Below are 21,046 nucleotides of genomic sequence, written 5' to 3' on the forward strand. Positions count from 1 at the left end.
CTCCCTGATTTAAGTGATGTGTCTTGCAAGGCCACATCGTTTTTGACCCGCTGTTACGGGTCGTTGATTTGGGGTTAGTCCCCAATCCGCTCACCTGATGTTGCATCGAACAGGTGGCAAATTTCTGATGGAACGCTGTAGGACACAGCATCGCCGATTTCGGACCGGTATTCCTTGTGGGCTTTGACACTGAGCATCGCCCCCCCTGCCCGGATCGTGACCATGGTCGCATCGCCCAGCAGTTCCATCGAATACACATTGGCATTCACTTGCGCGGGTCCGTCGCTGACGCTGGCGTCTTCGGCGCGGAACCCCAAAGTCACGGGGCCGTCAGGGCCTGCCAGCCCGCTGATTTCAATGTCTTTGGCAGTAAATGTACCACCCGACAGCGTGCCATCCACAAGGTTCATAGCGGGTGAGCCGATGAAGCTGGCTACAAAGGTGTTCGCCGGCATGTCGTAGATGTCGGTTGGGGTGCCAACCTGCTGCACGATGCCTTTTGACATAACCACCACGCGATCGGCCAATGTCATGGCTTCAATCTGGTCATGGGTCACATAGACAGTTGTGACTTTCAATTCGTGGCTCAGGTTCTTGATTTGTGCGCGGGTCGATACGCGCAGCTTGGCATCCAGATTGGACAACGGTTCGTCCATCAAAAACACGTTGGGTTCACGCACGATCGCACGGGCCAATGCCACGCGCTGACGTTGACCGCCGGACAGTTCTGCAGGCTTGCGGTGCAAAAATTCGTCCAGCTCCACCATCGCAGAGGCACGGCGCACCCGTTCGTCGTGAGTGGCAGGATCTACTTTGCGCACCTTCAACGGGAACCGGATATTTTCATAGACATTCATGTGCGGGTAGAGGCCGTAGGATTGGAACACCATGGCCACGTCCCGGTCCTTGGGCTCCAGATCGTTCACAACTTTACCGTCGATGATAATCTCGCCTTCGGTGATGTCTTCCAGCCCCGCTATCATACGCATGGTGGTGGTCTTGCCGCAGCCCGAAGGCCCAAGCAGCACCAGAAACTCTTCGTTGCCGATGGTCAGGTCAAAGTTTTGAACACCAACAAAGCTGCCCCAGCGTTTGGACAGATTGCGCAATTGGATCTCGGCCATGATTCCCCCACGGTTAACTTGAAAGTTAGGCTAAACGGCGCTGCGACAATCTGGCAAGACATTTTTGCACACGTTTGCAAAAATGGGTGAAAAAGCAAAACTGCTTAAGCTTTTTCGATCGCACGTTTCAAGAAGGGGCTCTGCCCCCGGTGCGCTGCACCTCCCCCGGGATATTTTGAGCGAAAAGAAACATAAATCCAACGGCCCTTCCACTTTGGGTGCCCTTTGGGTATCTGAACCCTAACTCTGTTCAACGTGAGGCCGCACGCCATGGCACTGGAAAAATCTTTTGATGCAAAAACCGCCGAACCCCGGCTTTATGCCGCTTGGGAAAAGGCCGGGTGCTTTGTCGCCGGTGCCAATGCCAAACCCGGCGCCTCGGCTTATTGCATCATGATCCCGCCCCCCAACGTCAACGGCCGTTTGCACATCGGTCACGCCTTCAACAACACCTTGCAAGACATCATGGTGCGCTGGCACCGGATGCGCGGCTTTGACACGCTTTGGCAGCCCGGACAGGATCACGCAGGCATCGCCATGCAGCTGGCCGTTGAAAAAGAACTGGCCGCAGAGGGCAAACCGGGGCGCAAAGAAATCGGGCGCGATGCCTTTATGGATGTGGCGTGGGATTACAAAGGCCGCACCGCCAACGGCATCATTGACCAGCTCAAACGCATCGGGTCGTCGTGCGACTGGTCGCGCAATGCCTTCACCATGTCGGGTGCGCCAAACGCTCCTGAGGGTGAAGACGGCAACTTCCACGACGCCGTCATCAAAGTCTTTGTCGAGATGTACAACAAAGGCCTGATCTATCGCGGCAAGCGTCTGGTCAACTGGGACCCCTACTTTGAGACCGCCATTTCTGATCTGGAAGTCGAAAACATCGAAACACCGGGCCACATGTGGCATTTCAAATACCCGTTGGCCGGTGGCGAAACCTACACCTACGTCGAGAAAGACGAAGAGGGCAACGTGACCCTTTCGGAAGAACGCGACTACATTTCCATCGCCACCACCCGCCCCGAAACCATGCTGGGCGATGGTGCTGTGGCCGTGCACCCTTCCGATGAACGCTACGCCCCGATCGTGGGCAAGCTTTGTGAAATTCCGGTTGGTCCCAAAGAACACCGCCGCCTGATCCCCATCATCACCGACGAATACCCCGACAAGGACTTCGGGTCCGGCGCTGTGAAAATCACCGGCGCCCACGACTTTAACGACTATCAGGTCGCCAAACGCGGCGGCATCCCGATGTACAACCTGATGGACACAAAGGCCGCGATGCGCAGCGATGGCAAGCCTTATGCCGAAGAAGCCGCCATCGCCCAAAAGATCGCCAATGGCGAATTGGACTTTGACGAGGCCATGATTTCCGCCATGAACCTTGTCCCCGACGACTACCGCGGCATGGACCGCTTTGAGGCCCGCAAAAAGGTGGTCGAGGACATCACCGCCGAAGGCTTGGCCGTGCTGAAACTGGTGCCCTGTGTGGACGCCGAAGGCCAAGAAAACGTGCGGCTTGAGCCATTTGTGGAAAACAAGCCAATCATGCAGCCCTTTGGGGACCGCTCAAAGGTGGTGATTGAGCCGCGGCTGACGGACCAGTGGTTTGTGGACACAGACCAGATCGTTGGGCCTGCGCTGGACGCGGTGCGAAACGGCGACGTCAAGATCATGCCCGAGAGCGGCGAGAAAGTTTATTACAACTGGCTTGACAACATCGAGCCATGGTGCATCTCGCGGCAGTTATGGTGGGGGCATCAGATACCGGTTTGGTATGGTCTTCGAAAAGTCGAGGGCGACACGAAACTCACGAATAACCCACCAATGGTATTTTGCGCGGCAAATGAAGAAGACGTGTTGTCAGAAGCCCAAGCGTATTACGGTGACACCCTAGAAGTTGTTTTCGACAAGTTTGGCCATCTTCCGCCGGTTGAGGGTCAAGAAAAAAAGCCTAACCCGGCTGCTTCTAGCGTTGGATTACCTGGTAACATGCAGCATCAAAAGGTTACTCTATCTCGCGACCCCGACGTCCTCGACACATGGTTCTCCTCTGGCCTCTGGCCCATCGGCACGCTCGGCTGGCCCGAGAACACGCCTGAACTGAACAAATACTTCCCCACCTCCGACCTCATCACCGGCCAAGACATCCTGTTCTTCTGGGTCGCGCGGATGATGATGATGCAGCTGGCCGTGGTTGACGACATCCCGTTCAAAAACGTCTATCTGCACGGCCTTGTGCGCGACGCCAAAGGCAAGAAAATGTCCAAATCCGTCGGCAACGTGGTCGACCCGCTCGACATCATCGACGAATACGGCGCCGACGCGTTGCGGTTCACCAATGCGGCGATGGCCAGCCTTGGCGGTGCGCTGAAACTCGACACCAAACGCATCGAGGGCTACCGCAACTTTGTCACGAAACTTTGGAACGCCGCGACCTACGGCGACTTCAAAGGCACGTTTGACGTGGCCCACAGCGATACCGCCCCCGACACAAAACTGCCCCTGAACCAATGGATCAAAGGCGAGATCGGCAAGACGCGCGAAGCCGTGGACGCGGCACTGGACACCTACCGGTTCAATGATGCGGCAAGCACGCTTTACAGCTTTGTCTGGAACACGTTCTGTTCGCAATATCTGGAATTTACCAAGCCTGTTCTGGACGGTGACGACGCAGATGCGGCCGCAGAAACAAAAGCAACCTACGCTTGGGCGCTGGATCAGATCCTGATCCTGACGCACCCGATCATGCCCTTTGTGACAGAGGAAATCTGGGGCGCAAAAGAGCGGCCCAAAATGTTGGCGCACGCGGATTGGCCCACATACAGCGCTGCCGATCTGGTGGTGCCAGAAGCGGATGCGGAACTGTCGTGGACCGTGGCAATGATTGAAGCAATCCGGTCAGCGCGCGCCCAGATGAACGTCAACGCAGGTGATTTCATACCGCTTGTGGTGCAAGGCATGGACGGTGCGGCCCGCAGCGCTTGGGCGCAAAACGAGGCGTTGATCAAACGCTTTGCGCGGGTTGAAAGCCTTGAAGAAGTGGACGGGATGCCGAAAGGCACCGTGACGCTGGCGGCCAGCGGCGGGACCTTCGGGCTGCCTTTGGACGGGGTGATTGACGTGGCGGCGGAAAAAGCCCGTTTGGAGAAAACGCTGGGCAAGCTGGGGAAAGAACTGGGCGGGCTGCGTGGGCGGTTGAAAAACCCGAAGTTTGCCGACAGTGCGCCACCAGAAGTGATCGAGGAAACGAAAGCCAACCTTGCCCTACGCGAAGCGGAAGAGGCCAAATTGAAAGAGGCGTTTGCCCGCCTTGCAGAATTGGGGTGACACTCTGGCGCAGCTTAGCGCTGCGCCAGACACCGTTCACACATTAGGTCGCCCGAATTAGGGTCCTAAGCCTAGGTCGCAGGAAACAGTGTCGCCGAATAAATCGCCCCGCCACCGGACAATTGAGGCGCGTTTTCAATCGAGACCTGAGGAAATTGTGCCGGAATACCGGTGCCACCGTAGGTGTCGAACAATTTTTGATAGGCATTAAAATCATCCGGATTGACATTATTGGCACTTAAACTCGGCGCTTTGATCGTATGTGCGATAAAAAGCTGCCATTGCACAAAGGTCTGATTTGCCGGTGCTGTGATCTTTTCCGTAATGGTCGAGGATGAGGTCAGCACTGTTTTGCTTTGGGTGCTATGGCCTGTGTTGTAAGCCGCTGTCAGCTTCACATCGATCCCCTTAAACAGCGGGATGTTGGTGCTGGCCTCGGCACTCAGAACACGGCCAAAGGTTTTAGACGCCTCTTCCGAAGTTTGCACACCGGTCACAAAGCTTTTTTCCTGCGCATAGCCGCCAGCGGTGTTCAATTCTACAATCACGGCGCGCCACTGATAGCTCATCACGATTTCACGGACCACGCTCATGGTCTTGTTGACCGGTGACACTGAGTCCTTGCGAAAAGTGCCATCGACATGACCTGCAGCACCAACCGGCTCTTGAGCGCCAGTGTAACTTTGGACCAGAACCAACGGCGTGACTTTGGGATAGGCAAAATCATAGACCAGATAGGACGACACAATCGGCGTGCCTTGCGCGTTGGGCCAGACATTGCCAATGGCCGGGACGTCTTGGTTGAATTTACCCTTTGGTGGGACTTTGATTTTGTAGCCGTTAAAGTCAAAAATGGATGGGTCAGACATGGTATTCCAATCAATTAAAAAAATTTGGCGGTGTGTTTGACCTGATAATGGTTTTGCGAAAATAATTTGGGCTGAATAAATAAAAGACGATCAAACGTTGAACCACGACAAAGCCGCGTCCAAGGCGTCACGTCAAGCTAATTGACGGCACAGATGGCCGCCTACTTTGTTCTAGAATCCTCGGAACCGTTCCAAAGGGCCGCCTTTTCGCCGCCTTACTTAAAGACTGCGATTCGCTTTTGCATGGCGGCTGCGACAACTTCCATCTGGTGTGGTTTGCCGATCAACTCGGCCTGTTCGCGGCTTTCCGCCAGTAAAACTTCAGCTTCTGATCCCGTTTCGGCAAAGGCACACAACCGCTTGGCGGTGCGGATCGCCGATGGGCTTTTGCCGGCAATTTCCATGGCCAGCTCAGTCGCCCGCGCCAGTGCATCATCTGCCAGTTCAGTGACCAAACCCCACGCCAGCGCTTGGGCTGCGTCCACAGGGGTGGCCGTGTAAGTCATCTGGCGCATGACGTCAGGACGGACCAGTTTGGGCAATAACACCATGCCGCCCATATCCGGCACGATGCCCCATTTCATTTCCATAACAGCCACCCGGGTGTCAGGGGCCGCAATGCGGATGTCTGCGCCCAACGCCAATTGGCATCCCGCGCCGAACACAGGGCCATGCAAGGCCGCGATAACCGGCATCGGGGCGCGTTGCCACACCATGGCGACCTCTTGCCACTGGTTTGTGGTGCCTTCGCCATGGGTGCGCGGCATCAATTGGCCCGCCGGATCAACGCCCACCATCTGGCCAAGGCTGCCAATGTCGATACCTGCACAAAACGCTTTGCCTTCGCCAGACAGAACCACCGCCCGTGCGTCAGAGGCCGCCACCTCTTCGCCTGCGGCGATAATGGCTGTGATCATATCCTGATCAACAGCATTCATTTTGTCGCTGCGCGTCAGGCGGACGTGGGCAATGTGGTCTTCATAGGTAACGGAAACGCGGGCCATGGGGTTCTCCAAATGTTTGATACATTTGGTCTGAATATGCCCGCTTTGAAAAGCAAAACGCTACGGCACCCAACGCTCAACCGCGCGCATCATCCCCATGGACTTGTCGTACACCAACGTCAAAATCCGCCGTCCTCCCAGTTTGGCACCCGCAATTGGAACGGCCCGCACAGCACCTGCAGCGGCCAGACTGGCCATAAACCCGCGTCGTGTCAGTTTTGTCATGTCACACCTCCAGTTGCGAACGATTCTCATATATGTACGCAACGCCCACTTTGCAAACTCTGGTCCCATGCAGTACGCACCTTGTATGACTGAATTTCGCTTTACCCCGCTGACCACCACCTTGCCATCCTCCGTCCCGTTTGTAGGCCCCGAAACACAGGAACGGGCACGCGGCGGCGCGTTTGAGGCCCGCCTTGGCGCCAATGAAAACGTCTTTGGCCCCTCCCCCAAGGCGATCCAGGCTATGGCCGACGCCGGACACTGGATGTACGGCGACCCAGAGAACTTTGATCTGCGGCACGCATTGGCCGCCCACCATGGGTGCACAATAGAGCATATCGTCGTTGGCGAAGGCATCGACGGGTTGCTGGGATATCTAGTGCGTCTGTTCGTGGCACAAGGTGATGCTGTGGTCACATCGGATGGGGCTTACCCGACCTTCAACTATCACGTCGCAGGCTTTGGCGGGACATTGCATAAAGTAGGTTATGTCGACGACCATGAAGACCCAAAAGCCCTGTTCGACAAAGCCCGCGATGTCGGTGCAAAGCTGGTGTATCTGGCCAACCCCGACAACCCCATGGGCACATGGCACGACGGCGCAACCCTAAGCCACGCATTAGACCACCTACCGGATGGCTGTCTGTTGGTTCTGGACGAAGCCTATGTCGAATGTGCCCCAACAGGTACTGCGCCAGAAATCAGCGCGGACGATCCCCGCGTGATCAGGTTACGTACCTTTTCAAAGGCTTACGGCATGGCAGGCGCGCGTGTGGGATATGCCATCGGGCATCCGGATCTGATCCTGGCCTTCAACAAAGTGCGCAACCATTTTGGCATGAACCGCGCGGCACAAGCTGGCGCATTGGCGGCCCTGTTGGACACAGATTACACTGCAGATGTTTTGGGAAAAATCGCCAAGGCCCGCGATACCATCGCAAGCATAGCAGCCGAAAACGGGCTGAAAGCCGTGCCGTCCGCAACAAACTTTGTTGCGATTGACTGTGGTCAGGACGGCGCCTTTGCCAAACGCGTTCTAGAGGCGTTAATTGCACACGGCTTGTTTGTGCGTATGCCTTTCGCGGCCCCTCAAAACCGCTGCATCCGCATCAGTTGCGGCACGGACGCGCAACTACAATTGTTTGCCAAAGCCTTGCCAATTGCACTGGATGCTGCAGCAAAAGGCTGACAGGGGCAAAATTTTCGGTAAACTTTCGCATGATATGGAGATCACATGCGACACCACAACATGCCGTCAGCGCCCGATTTCACCAAAGCCTGCATCGTGATGTTTGGCGTAAACCTGTCGTGGGTTTTTCTGCTGCTTTGGGCCTTATGGGGTCTTCTCGCGGTTGCGGCCCTGGGATGGAGCCTGAACCGCTGGATGACCTGGCTGGACATGCGCCGCACCGCAGAATTCGAACGCTTCAGCCCCCGGCAATGACTTTGGCGGCTGCATCCAATGCCCCCGTTCCATGTTCGATGTCCAAAGCACACAGCCCCGTTTCAACACCGCCCAAAAGCCCCATAATCATCTGACCGTTCACATGTCCCATGTGCCCAAACCGGAAAAACGCATCTGATTCCCGGCCCTCGCCCATGCCCAGTCCAATACCCAGCGTCAGTCCAAGATTATCTTCCACCCAATCGCGCAACCGCGTGCCATCCGGCGCATCCAAACGCAAAGATGTGACGGCGGTGCTGCGGTGGGCAGGGTCGGCGACGTTCATACGCAAGCCGCCTTTGCTGGCCCACACATCACAAGCGGCCCAGATGGCACGCGCCAAACGCCTGTGCCGCGCCCAGACCTGTTCCATCCCCTCGGCATGTATCATATCAAGCGCCACGCGCAGCCCGTACAAATGATGGGTCGGGGCTGTTCCGTTGAAGTACTGCCAGAACCCGTCGGGGTTTGCCCGTGGCACCCAATCCCAGTAGCGGCTGACCCTTGGCATTTTCGCGCGAACGGCCCCTGCCCGATCATTGAAAAACACAAACGACGTGCCCGCAGGCACCATCAAGCCTTTTTGGCAGGCCGTAACCATCACATCGACGCCCCATGCGTCCATCTCGAAGGTGTCGCACCCAAGCGATGCAATGCAATCCGCCATCAGCAATGCGGGGTGGTTCGCATCATCCATCGCTTTGCGGATTGCCGCGATATCGCTTCGGATAGAACTGGAGGTGTCCACATGCACGGCGAGAACCGCCTTGATTTCATGCGCTGTGTCGGCCTGCAGTGCTTCTGCAATGCGGTTCACGTCAAACGGGCTTTGTTTGCCAAATTCCAGAAGATCTACCTGTGCGCCCAACCCTTCGGCCATGTCGGCCCAGCCATGGGCGAAGTGTCCACAGGATGGCACCAAAACGCGGTCCCCCGGCGCGATCGTGTTGCTTAACGCGGCTTCCCACGCCGCATGCCCGTTGCCGATATAAATCGCCACGTCATGCTGCGTGCGCGCAACCCTGCACAAATCACGCGTCAGGTCCGGCATCATGTCAATCAAAGCGCCAGCATAAATGTTTGGCGACGCACGATGCATGGCCTGCAACACAGCGTCAGGCATGACGGAAGGACCGGGAATGGCCAAATATCCGCGGCCGTGCGCGGTATTGGGGGGCAATGACATGGAAAACCTCTTTCGCTTTGCACGCAACCTACGGACCTTGGATGCGACGTCAACTGCCCTAACACTTGCTCTGACTGTTGCGGCAACGTACATAGGCGAACTATCTGATTTTCCCAACGGCGCAGGCGCACCGCGTGACAGAACACACCCCGACACCCGAGACCCCCACCATCCCCGTTCCGTCGTCCAACGATGAAACCTTCAGCTCGCGTGAATTGCTGGGGTGGCTGTGGCGCACTTATATGCGCAAACACCTGCCCGTTTTGGCCATTGCCGTCGTATTCATGGCGCTGGAGGGCTCCACATTGGGTGCCCTTAGCTACATGATGCAGCCTATGTTCGATGACGTCTTTGTCGCGGGCAGTTCGGATATGTTGATTTGGGTCGGGCTGGTTCTGATTTCGGTGTTTGTGGTCCGTGCTGTATCTTCTGTGGTGCAAAAGGTGCTGCTGACGCAAATTGCACAGAAAACCGCCGCTGCCCTACGGATCGACATCCTTGAACATATGATGAAGCAAGACGGGGCGTTCCATCAAACGCATCCGCCGGGCTTCTTGATCCAACGTGTGCAATCGGACGTGAATGCGGTGGGCGATGTCTGGCGTGCCATCATTACGGGGGCCGGGCGTGACTTGATGGGGCTGATCGTGCTGCTTGGTGTTGCCATCAGCGTCGATCCGGTCTGGGCCTTGTTGGCCTGTGTCGGCATTCCCATTTTGGTGCTGCCTGCGGCCATGGCACAGCGGTATGTGCGTGTGCAGGCGCGACAAGCCCGTGATTTGGGGGCTGATCTTAGCACCCGCCTGGACGAGGTTTTTCACGGCATCGTGCAGATCAAGTTGAACGCGCTGGAACAGTACCAATCCCGCCAGTACCGCCATTTGACCCAGATGTTTGTGCGCACAGAAGTCAAAACAGCTTTTGGTGGCGCGGCAATTCCCGCGATGATCGACATCATGTCCGGCATCGGTTTTATGGCTGTGATCCTGTACGGCGGCTCCGAGATTATCGCAGGCGAAAAATCCATTGGTCAGTTCATGACGTTTTTCACAGCCATGGGGTTTACCTTTAACCCCTTGCGCCGTTTGGGCGGTATCAGCGGACTGTGGCAAGTGGCCGCTGCTGCGTTGGAGCGGGTCAAGGCGCTGCTTAATGCGCCTTTGGTTTTGGCATCCGCCGAAAACCCCGTGCCAGCCCCCGAAGGCACCCCTGAAATCGCGCTGGATGGCGTCAGCTTATCTTATGGTGAATCGGCTGTTTTGCACGATCTGTCGTTGGTCGCTGAACCCGGCAAAACAACGGCTTTGGTCGGTGCATCCGGCGCCGGGAAATCCACAATTTTCAACCTGTTGACCCGCTTGGTTGATCCCCAGACAGGGACCGTCAAGTTGGGTGGTGTTGAAACCCGCGACATGGCGCTGGACGATTTGCGCGACTTGTTTTCAGTGGTGACGCAAGAAGCCTTGTTGTTTGACGAGACCCTGCGCGAAAACATCGTTTTGGGTCGCCAAGATGTCACAGACGAACAATTGACCAAGGCACTGGACGCGGCCTTTGTCAGTGATTTTCTGGACAAGCTGCCTGACGGTTTGGACACGCGCGTCGGACCGCGCGGCTCTGCCCTGTCTGGCGGGCAACGCCAGCGGGTTGTGATTGCACGTGCATTGCTGCGCGATACGCCAATTTTACTGCTAGACGAAGCAACATCCGCATTGGACGCGCAATCTGAAAACGTGGTGCAGCGAGCTTTGGACAAGCTTTCGACGGGGCGCACAACCTTGGTGATCGCACATAGATTGTCGACCATTCGCGAGGCCGACAAGATTGTTGTGATGGACCGTGGTCGCGTTGTGGATCAAGGCACCCACGAGGACTTGTTGGCGCGCGGCGGTATGTATGCCGACCTATACCGCCTGCAGTTCAAGGAAGGCAAAGCCGTGGTCGATCTGGACACAAGTGCCGCGAACCCGCCCCATTTTGATGCGGCCCCCAGCCCAAGGGCTGGTCTTTTGGCGCGGATACGCGGACGCTTGTTCGGCTAGAATGCAATGCTATTTGCGATAGCTTCGGGCCAGTTTTCCCACGTCGGCGCCAAGGTAATATCGCAACAAAACCAACAGGTTGCGCCCACCGCGGCGCATCCACCCTTGGGATTGGTACTTTTGCGCACTGGTGGTGGCCACGGCATCAATCGCTGCCAATTGCCCCTTAAGCGCCCGCGCAATAGCGACGTCTTCCATCAACGGCTGGTCGGCGTATCCCCCCACCGCCGCGTACATGTCCCGCGACAGAAAAAGCCCCTGATCGCCATAAGGCAATCCGCGCCTGCTGCGCCAATTGGCCCAACCCGCAACAATTTTCGCAGGCAATCCGCCTTTGTCGAAAGCCAACTGAAACCAACCCGCCTTGCGCCCTTGCATGTGCCGCATGACAGGTCCGACCCATCCCGGTGACAGCTGCGTGTCTGCATGCAAAACCAGCACCCAAGCCCCTTGGGCCGCAGCACATCCGCGTCGCAATTGCCCCCCGCGCGACGCCGGTCCCGACACAATTTCCGCCCCCCAGTCTTTTGCCAATGCTATCGTTTGATCTGTTGATCCACCGTCGCTGACGATGACCTCGCGGATCACGCCGGCTTCGACCCCTTCCATCAGACACGCCAAACTCCCATGCAGGGATGTGCCTGCGTTCAGGGTTGGAATCACCACGGATATCGGTGCGCGCATCATTGGCCCCTTTTGTCTGCTCTCACAGACGCTATATGTCAGATAAGCGCCCATGAGGACCACATAACATGACCCAACGCCGCATCTTTTGCCTAACGGGCAAAGACACCCGTGATTTTCTGCAAGGCTTGATCACAAATGACATCGCAAAGGTAGACAATGGCCTGGTCTACACCGCCCTTCTGACGCCGCAGGGTAAGTATATCGCTGACTTTTTTGTGTTTCTGTCAGGTGGTGACATTCATCTGGACGCGGATGCAGACCAAGCGGATGCGTTGGTGCAAAGACTAAGCATGTATAAATTACGGGCCGACGTGACGATCCAAGAGGTCCCTTTGCACCTGCACCGTGGCACAGGCGATACCCCCGAAGACGGGTTCGCCGATCCGCGTCACAGTGCGATGGGATGGCGTGCCTACCGTGACACCGAATGGCGCGACGACACGGATTGGACTGCCCTTCAGGTTGGCCATCTGGTGCCGCAGTCCGGCGTTGATTTGACCCCCGACACCTTCATTCTTGAAGCGGGGTTTGAGCGGTTGAACGGCGTGGATTTCAAAAAAGGCTGTTATGTGGGTCAAGAAGTGACCGCCCGCATGAAGCACAAAACCGAACTGCGCAAAGGGCTGGCGCAAGTGACAGTCACCGGTGACGCCCCGCCCGGTACAGAAATCACGGCGAACGGCAAATCCGTTGGCACCTTGTTAAGCCGCGCAGGGGGTTTGGCCATCGCCTATTTGCGCTTTGATCGCGCGAAGGGTCCCATGCAAGCGGGCGACGCGACCGTCACATGGGACGCGCCCTAGACGCAGCCACTAGACACTGGCCCACCAGTCTTGAAAATCATCGCGGGTGATGTGGCCTTTTAGCCCGATGCCCACCAGTTGCGTTTGGGTGTTTTTGGATGCCGGAACCGGTTTCAGGCTGTGGCTTGGGCCTACGCAATGCAATTCGGTCATTCCGCGTTCGCTGGCCACGAACCCTTTGATCCGAAGCGCTTTTGCGGGCCTGTTGCGGATCAACGCATCCAGTTGCGCCCGCGACAACACCCGATCCTCTCGTGTGTTCCACGACACATAGGCAGGGTGCACCTCTGCCGCGGCCTTGGGACCTGACCCAAGCGCGTCACCCAATATCAAAGGCGCTGTTACATCCAAGCTTGCCAAATCCAGAACCTGCGCCTCAGGCACCCCCAAAGCGGCAGGCACTTGGCCTGCGTCTGCCTTGCTGATCAACACCAGATCCGCCACATCCACCTGCCCGCGCAACTGCGCCCCGATTTGAATGTCAGACGCCAAGGCGTCGTAGTTTTGCGCATCAACCACCGTCACCACACCGCCATAGCTTAGGTCCGGTTCCGCCATGGCCACCTGAGCAATGCGTGCAGGGTCCGCAATGCCCGACGCCTCGATCACCAGATGATCGGGGCGCGGGTGACGGTCCAGAACATCACCCACAGCCATGAACAAATCCGCCCCCATGGTGCAACACACACAGCCGTTGGACAGCTCGACCATATCGTCGCTTTGGCTTTCGATCAGAGCGGCGTCAATGTTGATGGCCCCGAAATCATTGACCATCACCAACACGCGTTGTCCGTGGTCTTCCGCCAGTAAACGGTTGATCAAAGTGGTTTTTCCAGCCCCGAGGTAGCCCCCGATAACCGTTAAAGGCAAACGGTTCACAGCAAATGCACCTGACCGCCATGCACCGTGCCCAACACAGGTACATCTTTCAAAGCCATCGGATCAACCGCCGTGGGGTCATCACCCAAAATGGCAAAGTCGGCTTGTTTGCCCGCTTCGATGCTGCCGATTTCGGCGTCCAGTTTCAGCGTATACGCGGCCCCCATCGTGATCGCATACAGCGCTTCATCCACGGTGATGCACTGCGCAGCCCCCAAGGTCTGGCCCGTCATCGTTTGACGGTTCACGGCACACCACGCCGTAAACAACGGTCCCAATGGGGTCACAGGCGCGTCAGAGTGAAGGGCTACAGGAACACCTTCGTCCAAAGCTGTGCGGGCGGCGTCCATACGTTCAGCGCGATCGCGGCCCAACGTCAGTTCAACGTGCTGATCGCCGAAATACCATATGTGGTTGGCAAAGATGTTGGTGCAGCACCCAAGTTCCTTGGCACGCTGATACTGGTCGCGGCCCATCATCTGGCAGTGTTGCAAAACATGGCGATGGCCCGGTGCTGGATGGTTGCGCAAAGCCGCCTCAATCGCGGCGATGGACACTTCGGCGGCCTCATCCCCATTGACGTGGATGTGCATTTGGATGCCACGCTTTTGCATCTCGTCACACAATGCATAAATCTGTTCCGGCGCTGTGTTCCAAATGCCATTGGGCTGACCGCCAACATAATGGGGCCATTTCACCCGAGCCGTCCACCCCTGGATCGACCCGTCTGTCATCAACTTCACAGCCCCCAACCGAAGCTTGTCGGTGGAAGATTTCGCAAGGGTTTCAGCCCTGTCAGCGACCTGAACCGGTTCGCCCATCGCCCCCAACACAGGCACAATACGCAACGGAAACGTGTCGCGGCCGGTTATGTCCAACATCACTTTCAGATCATCATCTTCCATGGATGAAAACAAATCCGTAATCGTGGTCACGCCCGCGCGCTGCGCCACCTCCGCGAAGTCGGCAATCGCTTCCGGGGTCTGTGACAACCCCCTGAAATCAATACCCAAACGGCGCATGATAGGAAACATGGCCGCCATTTCCTGTAGCTCTCCGGTGGGCGCACCGTCCGGGCCTTTTATGACGCCTTCTGCATTTGTGCCAGCGTCATACCCTGCCATTTCCAGGGCCTTGGAATTCACACACATCAAGTGGAAGTTGGAAAAGATAATTGCGATGGGGCGGTCGGTGCTGATCTGGTCCAAATGCTTGGCGCTTAACCTCTCGGACGTCAGAAAAATCGGGTCAAATCCCCAGCCGACAAGTGGGTCATCAGGGCCAAGACCCTGCGCATATGTGGTCAACCCGTCCACCACCGCGTCGATGTCTGTCATGCCTGTCCAAAGCTTGCCTTGCGGGTCAATACGGTCGTGATAGCCCGCATACGCATAACGCCACATGGCCCCCGCCATCATGTGCGCGTGGCCCTCGACCATGCCGGGCATCAAGGTCGCGTGGGCAAGACTATCGTCATGGGTCACAGCGCCCCATTGATCGGCGCAGGTTGCGCCACCAACAGCCAAAACCTTACCTTCACGCACAGCCACATGCGTGGCATCGCGGCGATTCGGATCCATTGTGATAATCTTTTTCGCTTTGAAAACAGTAATTTGGGTCATGCACCCCTCCCCTTCGTTGCATAATTCAGTAACGTAAGACGATGCACCGATAAATGGTGTTGTGGTGCGCAGCGGATCAGGAATGGGCAGCGGTAAAGCGCCTTTCACAAGGCAGCCACAAAGTATTTAACATATAAACTAATAACTTACGCCTCTCTGGGGGCCTGGAAATACATTTCATTTTCCTACGGAAGGCGAAAAACTGTAACGCCTACGTAAAAAAACTGTTCCCAAATGATCAGATTTGGCTAGCCTCAAATCAATAACACCAAAAAAACAATTCTAAGGGAGTCCAACATGACAGTAATGACACGCCTTCTGGGCGCAGCCGCGATCGTCGTGGCAGGCATGGCATCTGCCCCGCTTGTCCATGCCGAAGGGGGAACTTTGGTGATCGCCTCGACCCAGGTTCCACGCCATCTTAATGGTGCAGTTCAGTCCGGGATCGCGACGGCCGTGCCTTCGACTCAGATTTTTGCATCTCCCCTGCGCTACGACGAAAATTGGGAACCACAGCCCTATCTGGCCGAAAGCTGGACGGTAGCAGAGGACGGCATGTCCGTGACGCTGAACCTTGTGCAGAACGCGACCTTCCACGACGGTAAGCCTGTAACATCCGAAGACGTTGCGTTTTCCATCATGACAACCAAGGAAAACCACCCTTTCAAATCCATGTTCGCGCCCGTGTCCACAATCGATACACCCGACGCGCACACCGTTGTCATCAACCTTGATAAACCGCACCCCGCGTTGCTTTTGGCCCTGTCGCCTGCATTGGCGCCGGTTTTGCCCAAACACATCTACGGCGACGGCCAGGACGCGAAATCGCATCCAGCCAATTCTGCGCCTGTCGGGTCCGGCCCCTTCATGCTGGAAGAATTTACGCCCGGCGAAGCTGTGATCATGAAGAAGAACCCCAACTTCTTCATCGACGGACGCCCAAAACTGGATGAGATCATCATCCGCATCATCAAAGACCCATCCGCCCTGCTGATCGCAATGGAAAACGGCGATGCGGATATGTATCCGTTCATGGCAGGTAGCCAGGAAATCAAACGGCTGGAAAAGGTTGATGCGCTGTCCATCACAACCGACGGGTATGCAGCGGTTGGTCCGATCAACTGGCTGGCCTTCAATACGGCGTCCCCAAAACTGAGCGACGTGCGCGTGCGGCAGGCCATTTCCTATGCGGTGGACCGCGACTTTATCACCAAAGCGCTGCACCGCGGTGTTTCAACGGCCCAGCGTGGTCCAATCATCGAAAGCTCGCCCTACTTTGACGAGACGATCCCAAGCTACGATGTCGATCTCGACAAGGCCAAAGCCTTGATGGCAGAGGCAGGGTTCGGCGACGGGATGGAGCTGACAATCGACTATATTCCGGGACCAAAAGAACAACAGCAATCCATTGCGGAATATATGAAGTCGCAGCTCAAAAAGATCGGTATCGCGCTGACCGTTCGGGCGGCACCTGATTTCCCGACATGGGCAGGCCGCGTTGGCGGACATGACTTTGAACTTTCGATGGACATCGTCTTCAATTGGGGGGATCCGGTGATCGGTGTGCACCGCTCATACCTAAGCGACAACATCAAAAAAGGCGTGATCTGGTCAAACACACAGCAATACAGCAACGCAAAAGTTGACGAATTGCTGAATGCGGCTGCGGTCGAATTGGATGATGCCAAACGCGCGTCTTTGTATGCAGAGTTCCAACAACAAGTGGCTACAGATCTGCCCGTCTATTGGATCAACGCGCTGCCTTACCACACGGCCTACAACAGCAAGCTGAAGAACGTGCCGACAGGCATCTGGGGCACAATGCACCCGATGGATATGATCGAATGGGGCGAATAGGCCATTAAAATCAGTCGGGCGGCGGACCCAAAGCGCCGCCCGATCCCTTCATCTCGCGAAATAAACCTCCGCCGGAGGCATCTTGCATCTGCAACACGCACCCCGGCTAGAAAGCTTACCCCATGACTGCCTCTTACATCCTACGCCGCGTCGGATACGGACTTTTGTTGATGCTGGGCGTCGTGGTTTTGAATTTCCTTCTGATCCGTTTGGCACCAGGTGATCCAGCCGTTGTCATCGCGGGCGAAATGGGCGGCGCAACCGAAGAGGTGCTGGCCAGCATCCGCGCCGACTACGGCCTTGATAAACCGCTATCAACACAGCTTTGGATCTACATCTCGGGCGTCGCCACTGGCGATCTTGGGGATAGTTTCTTCTTCAACCAGCCTGTATCGTCCTTGATCGCATTGCGCGTCGGACCAACCATACTTCTGGTGATTACGGCGCAAATCCTGTCTATCGCATTGGGCGTTTTTCTAGGCGTCATCGCTGCACGGAAACCCAATGGTATCCTGTCAGGGTTTGTGTCGATTTTTGCCACCATCGGATACGCCGTGCCGGTGTTCTGGACAGGGATCATGCTGATCATCCTGTTTGCTTCCGTCTTGCCCGTTTTCCCTGTGGAGGGCATGCAGTCGGTGAAACTGCGCGATGCCAGCCTTTGGATCAAGACACTGGATATCGCCCACCACCTTGTTCTGCCCGCCTTCACGCTGGCGATTATCTATTTGGCACAATACGCACGGCTGTCACGGGCCTCTATGCTTGAGGTGCTCAGTTCAGACTATATCAGAACCGCCCGTGCCAAAGGTGCATCCGAAGGCAGCGTTTTGTTCAAACATGCCCTGCGCAATGCGGCCCTGCCCATCCTGACGGTTGCAGGTTTGCAATTTGGCAATCTGATTTCTGGCGCTTTGCTGGTAGAAACAGTCTTCAACTGGCCCGGAATGGGGCGCTTGGCGTTCGACAGCATTCTGCGGCGCGACTATCCGACCATTCTGGGTGTGTTGTTTTTTGCCTCCGCCATGGTTGTGATTGCCAACCTGATCACCGATCTCAGCTATCGCTGGGCTGATCCACGCTTGCGGGGACGATGACACCATGACTGAAAATACCGAATTCACAGCCGAAAGCCCCGGGCTAGAAGCATGGCGGATGTTCCGACGCAATATCCCTGCGGTGTTCGGGCTGGTTCTGCTGATTGCCATTATCCTCGCCACGCTTTACGGCGCATTGCTTTATGGCGGCGACCCGTTCGACATTGTCTGGGCCCCCCATGAGCCCCCCGGCGCGACACCTGAATTTCCATTGGGCACCGACTATCTCGGGCGCGATTTGATGGCAGGCATTTTGACAGGCGGCGGGCCGACACTGACGGTGGGGGCTGTGGCAGCGGCGATCACCATGGTCATTGGCATTTCGCTAGGGGCTTTGGCGGGCTTCTATGGCGGTTGGATCGACAACCTTTTGATGCGCTTCACCGAATTCTTTCAGGTCTTGCCAGCATTGCTGTTTGCGATGGTTTTGGTCACGCTCTTTTCGCCCTCGATGTGGACCATTGCCATCGCCATCGGTGTTGTAAGTTGGCCCCAAACCGCGCGATTGACGCGGGCCGAGTTTCTCAAAATCAAGGAACTGGAATATGTCACAGCTGCCCGCGCCATTGGCGCACGCAACAAGCGCATCATCTGGAAGGTAATTTTGCCCAACGCGGCACCCCCCTTGATCGTTTCGGCCACTTTGACCATCGGCGTCGCCATTTTGTTTGAAGCGGGCCTGTCCTTTTTGGGCCTTGGCGATCCCAATGTGATGTCATGGGGGCTGATGATCGGCGCAAACCGCGAATACATCCTTGACGCATGGTGGCCGGTGACCTTTCCCGGCCTTGCCATTTTTCTAACAGTCTTCGCTGTATCCCTTGTGGGCGACGGGCTGAACGACGCCTTTAATCCGAAACTGAGACAACGATGAGCCCGCTTCTGGAAATCAACGATCTGGCCGTGACCTTTGCGACGCGGCACGGCGAAGTGACGGCCCTTGATTCCGTATCCCTGCACGTCAATGAAGGCGAAACACTGGGTATCGTCGGTGAAAGCGGCTGTGGAAAATCTATTACAGCCTTGTCGATTATGGGGCTGATCCCACAGCCACCGGGCCGCATCAAAGCCGGGTCAATCAAACTGGCAGGCGAAGAATTTGTCGGCGCCCCGCAGGCCCGATTGCGCCAGATGCGCGGCGGTGAAGCGGCAATGATTTTTCAGGAACCCATGACCTCTTTGAATCCTGTGTTCACTGTTGGCGCCCAGATCGCCGAAGCGATCATGCTGCATCAAAACACCACACGCGATCAGGCCATGAAAGACGCCGTGGCCCTGTTGGACCGTGTCGGCATCCCCGAACCTGACAAACGCGCACGTGACTATCCCCATCAGCTTTCAGGGGGCATGCGCCAACGGGTTATGATTGCCATGGCTGTGTCTTGCCGTCCCAAATTGCTGATTGCGGATGAACCCACAACCGCGCTGGATGTTACCGTGCAGGCGCAAATCTTCGACCTTCTGAACGAAATCCAACGTGATTTTGGCGCGGCGATCCTTTTGATCACCCACGATATGGGCGCGATTGCGGAAATGGCAGACCGCGTGTCTGTGATGTATGCAGGTCGTGTCATTGAAACCGCCACCGCCGATGCCGTGCTGGACACGCCACAACACCCCTATGCACGGGGTTTGATCGACTGCATTCCCGCTTTGGGCAAAGCGGACGGCGGGTTAAAGGAAATCCCCGGCGTCGTGCCGCCCTTGCATCTTCTGGGCGATGGATGCGCTTTTGCAGCACGCTGCGCGCATGCAGATGCGCGATGCTTGCGCGAAAAACCGGCCCTTCTGGATCATGGCCATCACCCCGCCGCCTGCCACGGCGTCGAGGAGGCACGGCTATGACCACTTTGCTGGACGTCCAAGACCTGACAGTACGCTTTGCACTGCCCCGCCCCCGCATGTTCGCACCGCGCCCCCATCTTGAGGCGGTGCGCGCAGTCTCCTTTACCTTGGAAAAAGGCCGCGCCCTTGGCATCGTCGGCGAAAGCGGATCAGGCAAAACAACCGCCGCGATGGCGGCAATCCGGCTGACACAATCCACGTCCGGCAAAGTGTTGTTTGAAGGCGACGACCTGTTGGGGCTGAGCGACGAAGACATGCGTGCGCGGCGACGCGATGTGCAGTTGATCTTTCAAGACCCGTATTCGTCACTGAACCCGCGCGCCCGCGTCGGTGACATTGTGCGCGAACCCTTGGACCTTCTGGACATCGGCACCCCTGCGGACAGGATGGACCGTGTCCGCGAATTGTTTGCATTGGTGGGCCTGCGCGAAGACCAGCTTAGCCTGTTTCCACACCAGTTTTCCGGCGGACAACGTCAGCGCATCTCAATCGCACGGGCATTGACCACCAACCCCAAACTCTTGGTGTGCGACGAACCGGTGTCCGCATTGGATGTGGCCATTCAAGCGCAAATCCTGAACCTTTTGGCAAAGCTGAAACGTGATTTGGGATTAAGTTATCTGTTCATCAGCCACGATCTGGGCGTCGTGCGCCACGTTTGTGATGATGTGGCCGTGATGTATTTGGGAAAAATCGTCGAGCAGGCTCCGGTCGAGCAATTGTTTGACGCGCCGCAACACCCCTACACGCAAGCATTGTTATCGGCGGCGCCCTCTTTGAAACGGCGCAAATCCCAAGGATACACACGGCCTTTGAACATCTCGGGCGACCCACCAAGCCCCATCAACCCGCCCCTCGGCTGCGCTTTTGCACAAAGATGCCCCAAAGCGGCAGCCTTATGCACTGAAAAACGCCCCCAATTGGAAAACGGAGTGGCCTGCCACTTTCCCGGTTAGAAACGTCCCCGGTTAGAAGCATCCGCCACAAAGAAAAACCCGCCGTCCCGAACACCCTCTGCGGATACCGCATGGG

At 56.7% G+C, this 21,046-nt stretch carries 18 protein-coding genes; 10 read left to right on the forward strand and 8 right to left on the reverse strand.

Annotation, left to right across the window (positions count from 1 at the left end):
• Positions 1 to 74: 74 nt before the first annotated feature.
• Positions 75 to 1,124 (reverse strand): sn-glycerol-3-phosphate ABC transporter ATP-binding protein UgpC, encoded by a 1,050-nt coding sequence (ugpC, locus tag ABJL60_RS11800; protein WP_348375558.1) that lies wholly within the window; start codon positions 1,122 to 1,124, stop codon positions 75 to 77.
• A gap of 270 nt (positions 1,125 to 1,394) precedes the next feature.
• On the opposite strand from ugpC, the gene ABJL60_RS11805 reads away from it, so the two are divergent.
• On the forward strand, positions 1,395 to 4,454 hold the full coding sequence (locus ABJL60_RS11805; RefSeq protein WP_348375560.1) for a valine--tRNA ligase: 3,060 nt from the start codon (positions 1,395 to 1,397) through the stop codon (positions 4,452 to 4,454).
• A 71-nt stretch (positions 4,455 to 4,525) separates the two neighbouring features.
• Here ABJL60_RS11805 and ABJL60_RS11810 read toward each other — a convergent pair whose 3' ends face one another.
• From ABJL60_RS11810 to ABJL60_RS11820, 3 genes are all read right to left on the reverse strand, one after another.
• Entirely contained in the window at positions 4,526 to 5,323 is a 798-nt protein-coding gene (locus ABJL60_RS11810; protein WP_348375561.1) for a hypothetical protein, read from the reverse strand.
• A 215-nt stretch (positions 5,324 to 5,538) separates the two neighbouring features.
• Positions 5,539 to 6,327 (reverse strand): crotonase/enoyl-CoA hydratase family protein, encoded by a 789-nt coding sequence (locus tag ABJL60_RS11815; protein WP_348375563.1) that lies wholly within the window; start codon positions 6,325 to 6,327, stop codon positions 5,539 to 5,541.
• 60 nt (positions 6,328 to 6,387) lie between these two features.
• The gene (locus tag ABJL60_RS11820; RefSeq protein WP_108827654.1) at positions 6,388 to 6,552 is read right to left on the reverse strand and encodes a Tat pathway signal protein; all 165 of its coding nucleotides are present in this window, start codon (positions 6,550 to 6,552) and stop codon (positions 6,388 to 6,390) included.
• Positions 6,553 to 6,637: 85 nt separating this feature from the next.
• On the opposite strand from ABJL60_RS11820, the gene ABJL60_RS11825 reads away from it, so the two are divergent.
• Together ABJL60_RS11825 and ABJL60_RS11830 are read left to right on the forward strand one after the other, a co-directional pair.
• The gene (locus ABJL60_RS11825) at positions 6,638 to 7,741 is read left to right on the forward strand and encodes a pyridoxal phosphate-dependent aminotransferase (RefSeq protein WP_348375565.1); all 1,104 of its coding nucleotides are present in this window, start codon (positions 6,638 to 6,640) and stop codon (positions 7,739 to 7,741) included.
• A gap of 45 nt (positions 7,742 to 7,786) precedes the next feature.
• Positions 7,787 to 7,996 (forward strand): hypothetical protein, encoded by a 210-nt coding sequence (locus ABJL60_RS11830; protein ID WP_108827652.1) that lies wholly within the window; start codon positions 7,787 to 7,789, stop codon positions 7,994 to 7,996.
• Here the strand turns inward: ABJL60_RS11830 and ABJL60_RS11835 are convergent.
• Positions 7,980 to 9,182 (reverse strand): aminotransferase class V-fold PLP-dependent enzyme, encoded by a 1,203-nt coding sequence (locus tag ABJL60_RS11835; RefSeq protein WP_348375567.1) that lies wholly within the window; start codon positions 9,180 to 9,182, stop codon positions 7,980 to 7,982. The genes ABJL60_RS11830 and ABJL60_RS11835 overlap by 17 nt on opposite strands.
• 242 nt (positions 9,183 to 9,424) lie before the next feature.
• Between ABJL60_RS11835 and ABJL60_RS11840 the strand changes: the two genes are divergently transcribed.
• The gene (locus tag ABJL60_RS11840) at positions 9,425 to 11,224 is read left to right on the forward strand and encodes an ABC transporter ATP-binding protein (protein ID WP_348375601.1); all 1,800 of its coding nucleotides are present in this window, start codon (positions 9,425 to 9,427) and stop codon (positions 11,222 to 11,224) included.
• Between the two features lie 9 nt (positions 11,225 to 11,233).
• Here the strand turns inward: ABJL60_RS11840 and ABJL60_RS11845 are convergent, their stop codons facing one another.
• On the reverse strand, positions 11,234 to 11,908 hold the full coding sequence (locus tag ABJL60_RS11845; RefSeq protein ID WP_348375569.1) for a TIGR04283 family arsenosugar biosynthesis glycosyltransferase: 675 nt from the start codon (positions 11,906 to 11,908) through the stop codon (positions 11,234 to 11,236).
• A 68-nt stretch (positions 11,909 to 11,976) separates the two neighbouring features.
• On the opposite strand from ABJL60_RS11845, the gene ABJL60_RS11850 reads away from it, so the two are divergent.
• Positions 11,977 to 12,714: a folate-binding protein gene (locus ABJL60_RS11850; RefSeq protein WP_348375571.1), complete on the forward strand. Its 738-nt coding sequence runs from the start codon at positions 11,977 to 11,979 to the stop codon at positions 12,712 to 12,714.
• A gap of 9 nt (positions 12,715 to 12,723) precedes the next feature.
• Here ABJL60_RS11850 and ABJL60_RS11855 read toward each other — a convergent pair whose 3' ends face one another.
• Positions 12,724 to 13,593 carry a CobW family GTP-binding protein gene (locus ABJL60_RS11855; protein WP_348292226.1) on the reverse strand — a complete coding sequence of 290 codons (870 nt, stop codon included), beginning with the start codon at positions 13,591 to 13,593 and terminating at the stop codon, positions 12,724 to 12,726.
• Positions 13,590 to 15,215, reverse strand: coding sequence for an amidohydrolase (locus ABJL60_RS11860; protein WP_348375573.1), 1,626 nt, complete (start codon positions 15,213 to 15,215; stop codon positions 13,590 to 13,592). The genes ABJL60_RS11855 and ABJL60_RS11860 overlap by 4 nt, the downstream gene beginning before the upstream one ends.
• Positions 15,216 to 15,512: 297 nt before the next feature.
• Between ABJL60_RS11860 and ABJL60_RS11865 the strand changes: the two genes are divergently transcribed.
• The 5 genes from ABJL60_RS11865 (at position 15,513) to ABJL60_RS11885 (ending at position 20,970) form a co-directional block, all read left to right on the forward strand.
• Positions 15,513 to 17,072 carry an ABC transporter substrate-binding protein gene (locus tag ABJL60_RS11865; protein WP_348375575.1) on the forward strand — a complete coding sequence of 520 codons (1,560 nt, stop codon included), beginning with the start codon at positions 15,513 to 15,515 and terminating at the stop codon, positions 17,070 to 17,072.
• A 122-nt stretch (positions 17,073 to 17,194) separates the two neighbouring features.
• A complete protein-coding gene (locus tag ABJL60_RS11870; protein ID WP_348375577.1) occupies positions 17,195 to 18,169 on the forward strand; it encodes an ABC transporter permease in 975 nt (324 codons plus the stop codon).
• Between the two features lie 4 nt (positions 18,170 to 18,173).
• Positions 18,174 to 19,043 carry an ABC transporter permease gene (locus ABJL60_RS11875; RefSeq protein WP_108827644.1) on the forward strand — a complete coding sequence of 290 codons (870 nt, stop codon included), beginning with the start codon at positions 18,174 to 18,176 and terminating at the stop codon, positions 19,041 to 19,043.
• The gene (locus ABJL60_RS11880) at positions 19,040 to 20,014 is read left to right on the forward strand and encodes an ABC transporter ATP-binding protein (RefSeq protein WP_348375579.1); all 975 of its coding nucleotides are present in this window, start codon (positions 19,040 to 19,042) and stop codon (positions 20,012 to 20,014) included. Before ABJL60_RS11875 ends, ABJL60_RS11880 begins: the two co-directional genes overlap by 4 nt.
• Positions 20,011 to 20,970, forward strand: a complete 960-nt coding sequence (locus ABJL60_RS11885; protein ID WP_348375581.1) for an oligopeptide/dipeptide ABC transporter ATP-binding protein — start codon at positions 20,011 to 20,013, stop codon at positions 20,968 to 20,970. Before ABJL60_RS11880 ends, ABJL60_RS11885 begins: the two co-directional genes overlap by 4 nt.
• The last annotated feature ends 76 nt before the right edge of the window (positions 20,971 to 21,046 follow it).

The organism is Ascidiaceihabitans sp., from assembly GCF_039986515.1.
Taxonomy (GTDB): Bacteria; Pseudomonadota; Alphaproteobacteria; order Rhodobacterales; family Rhodobacteraceae; genus Ascidiaceihabitans.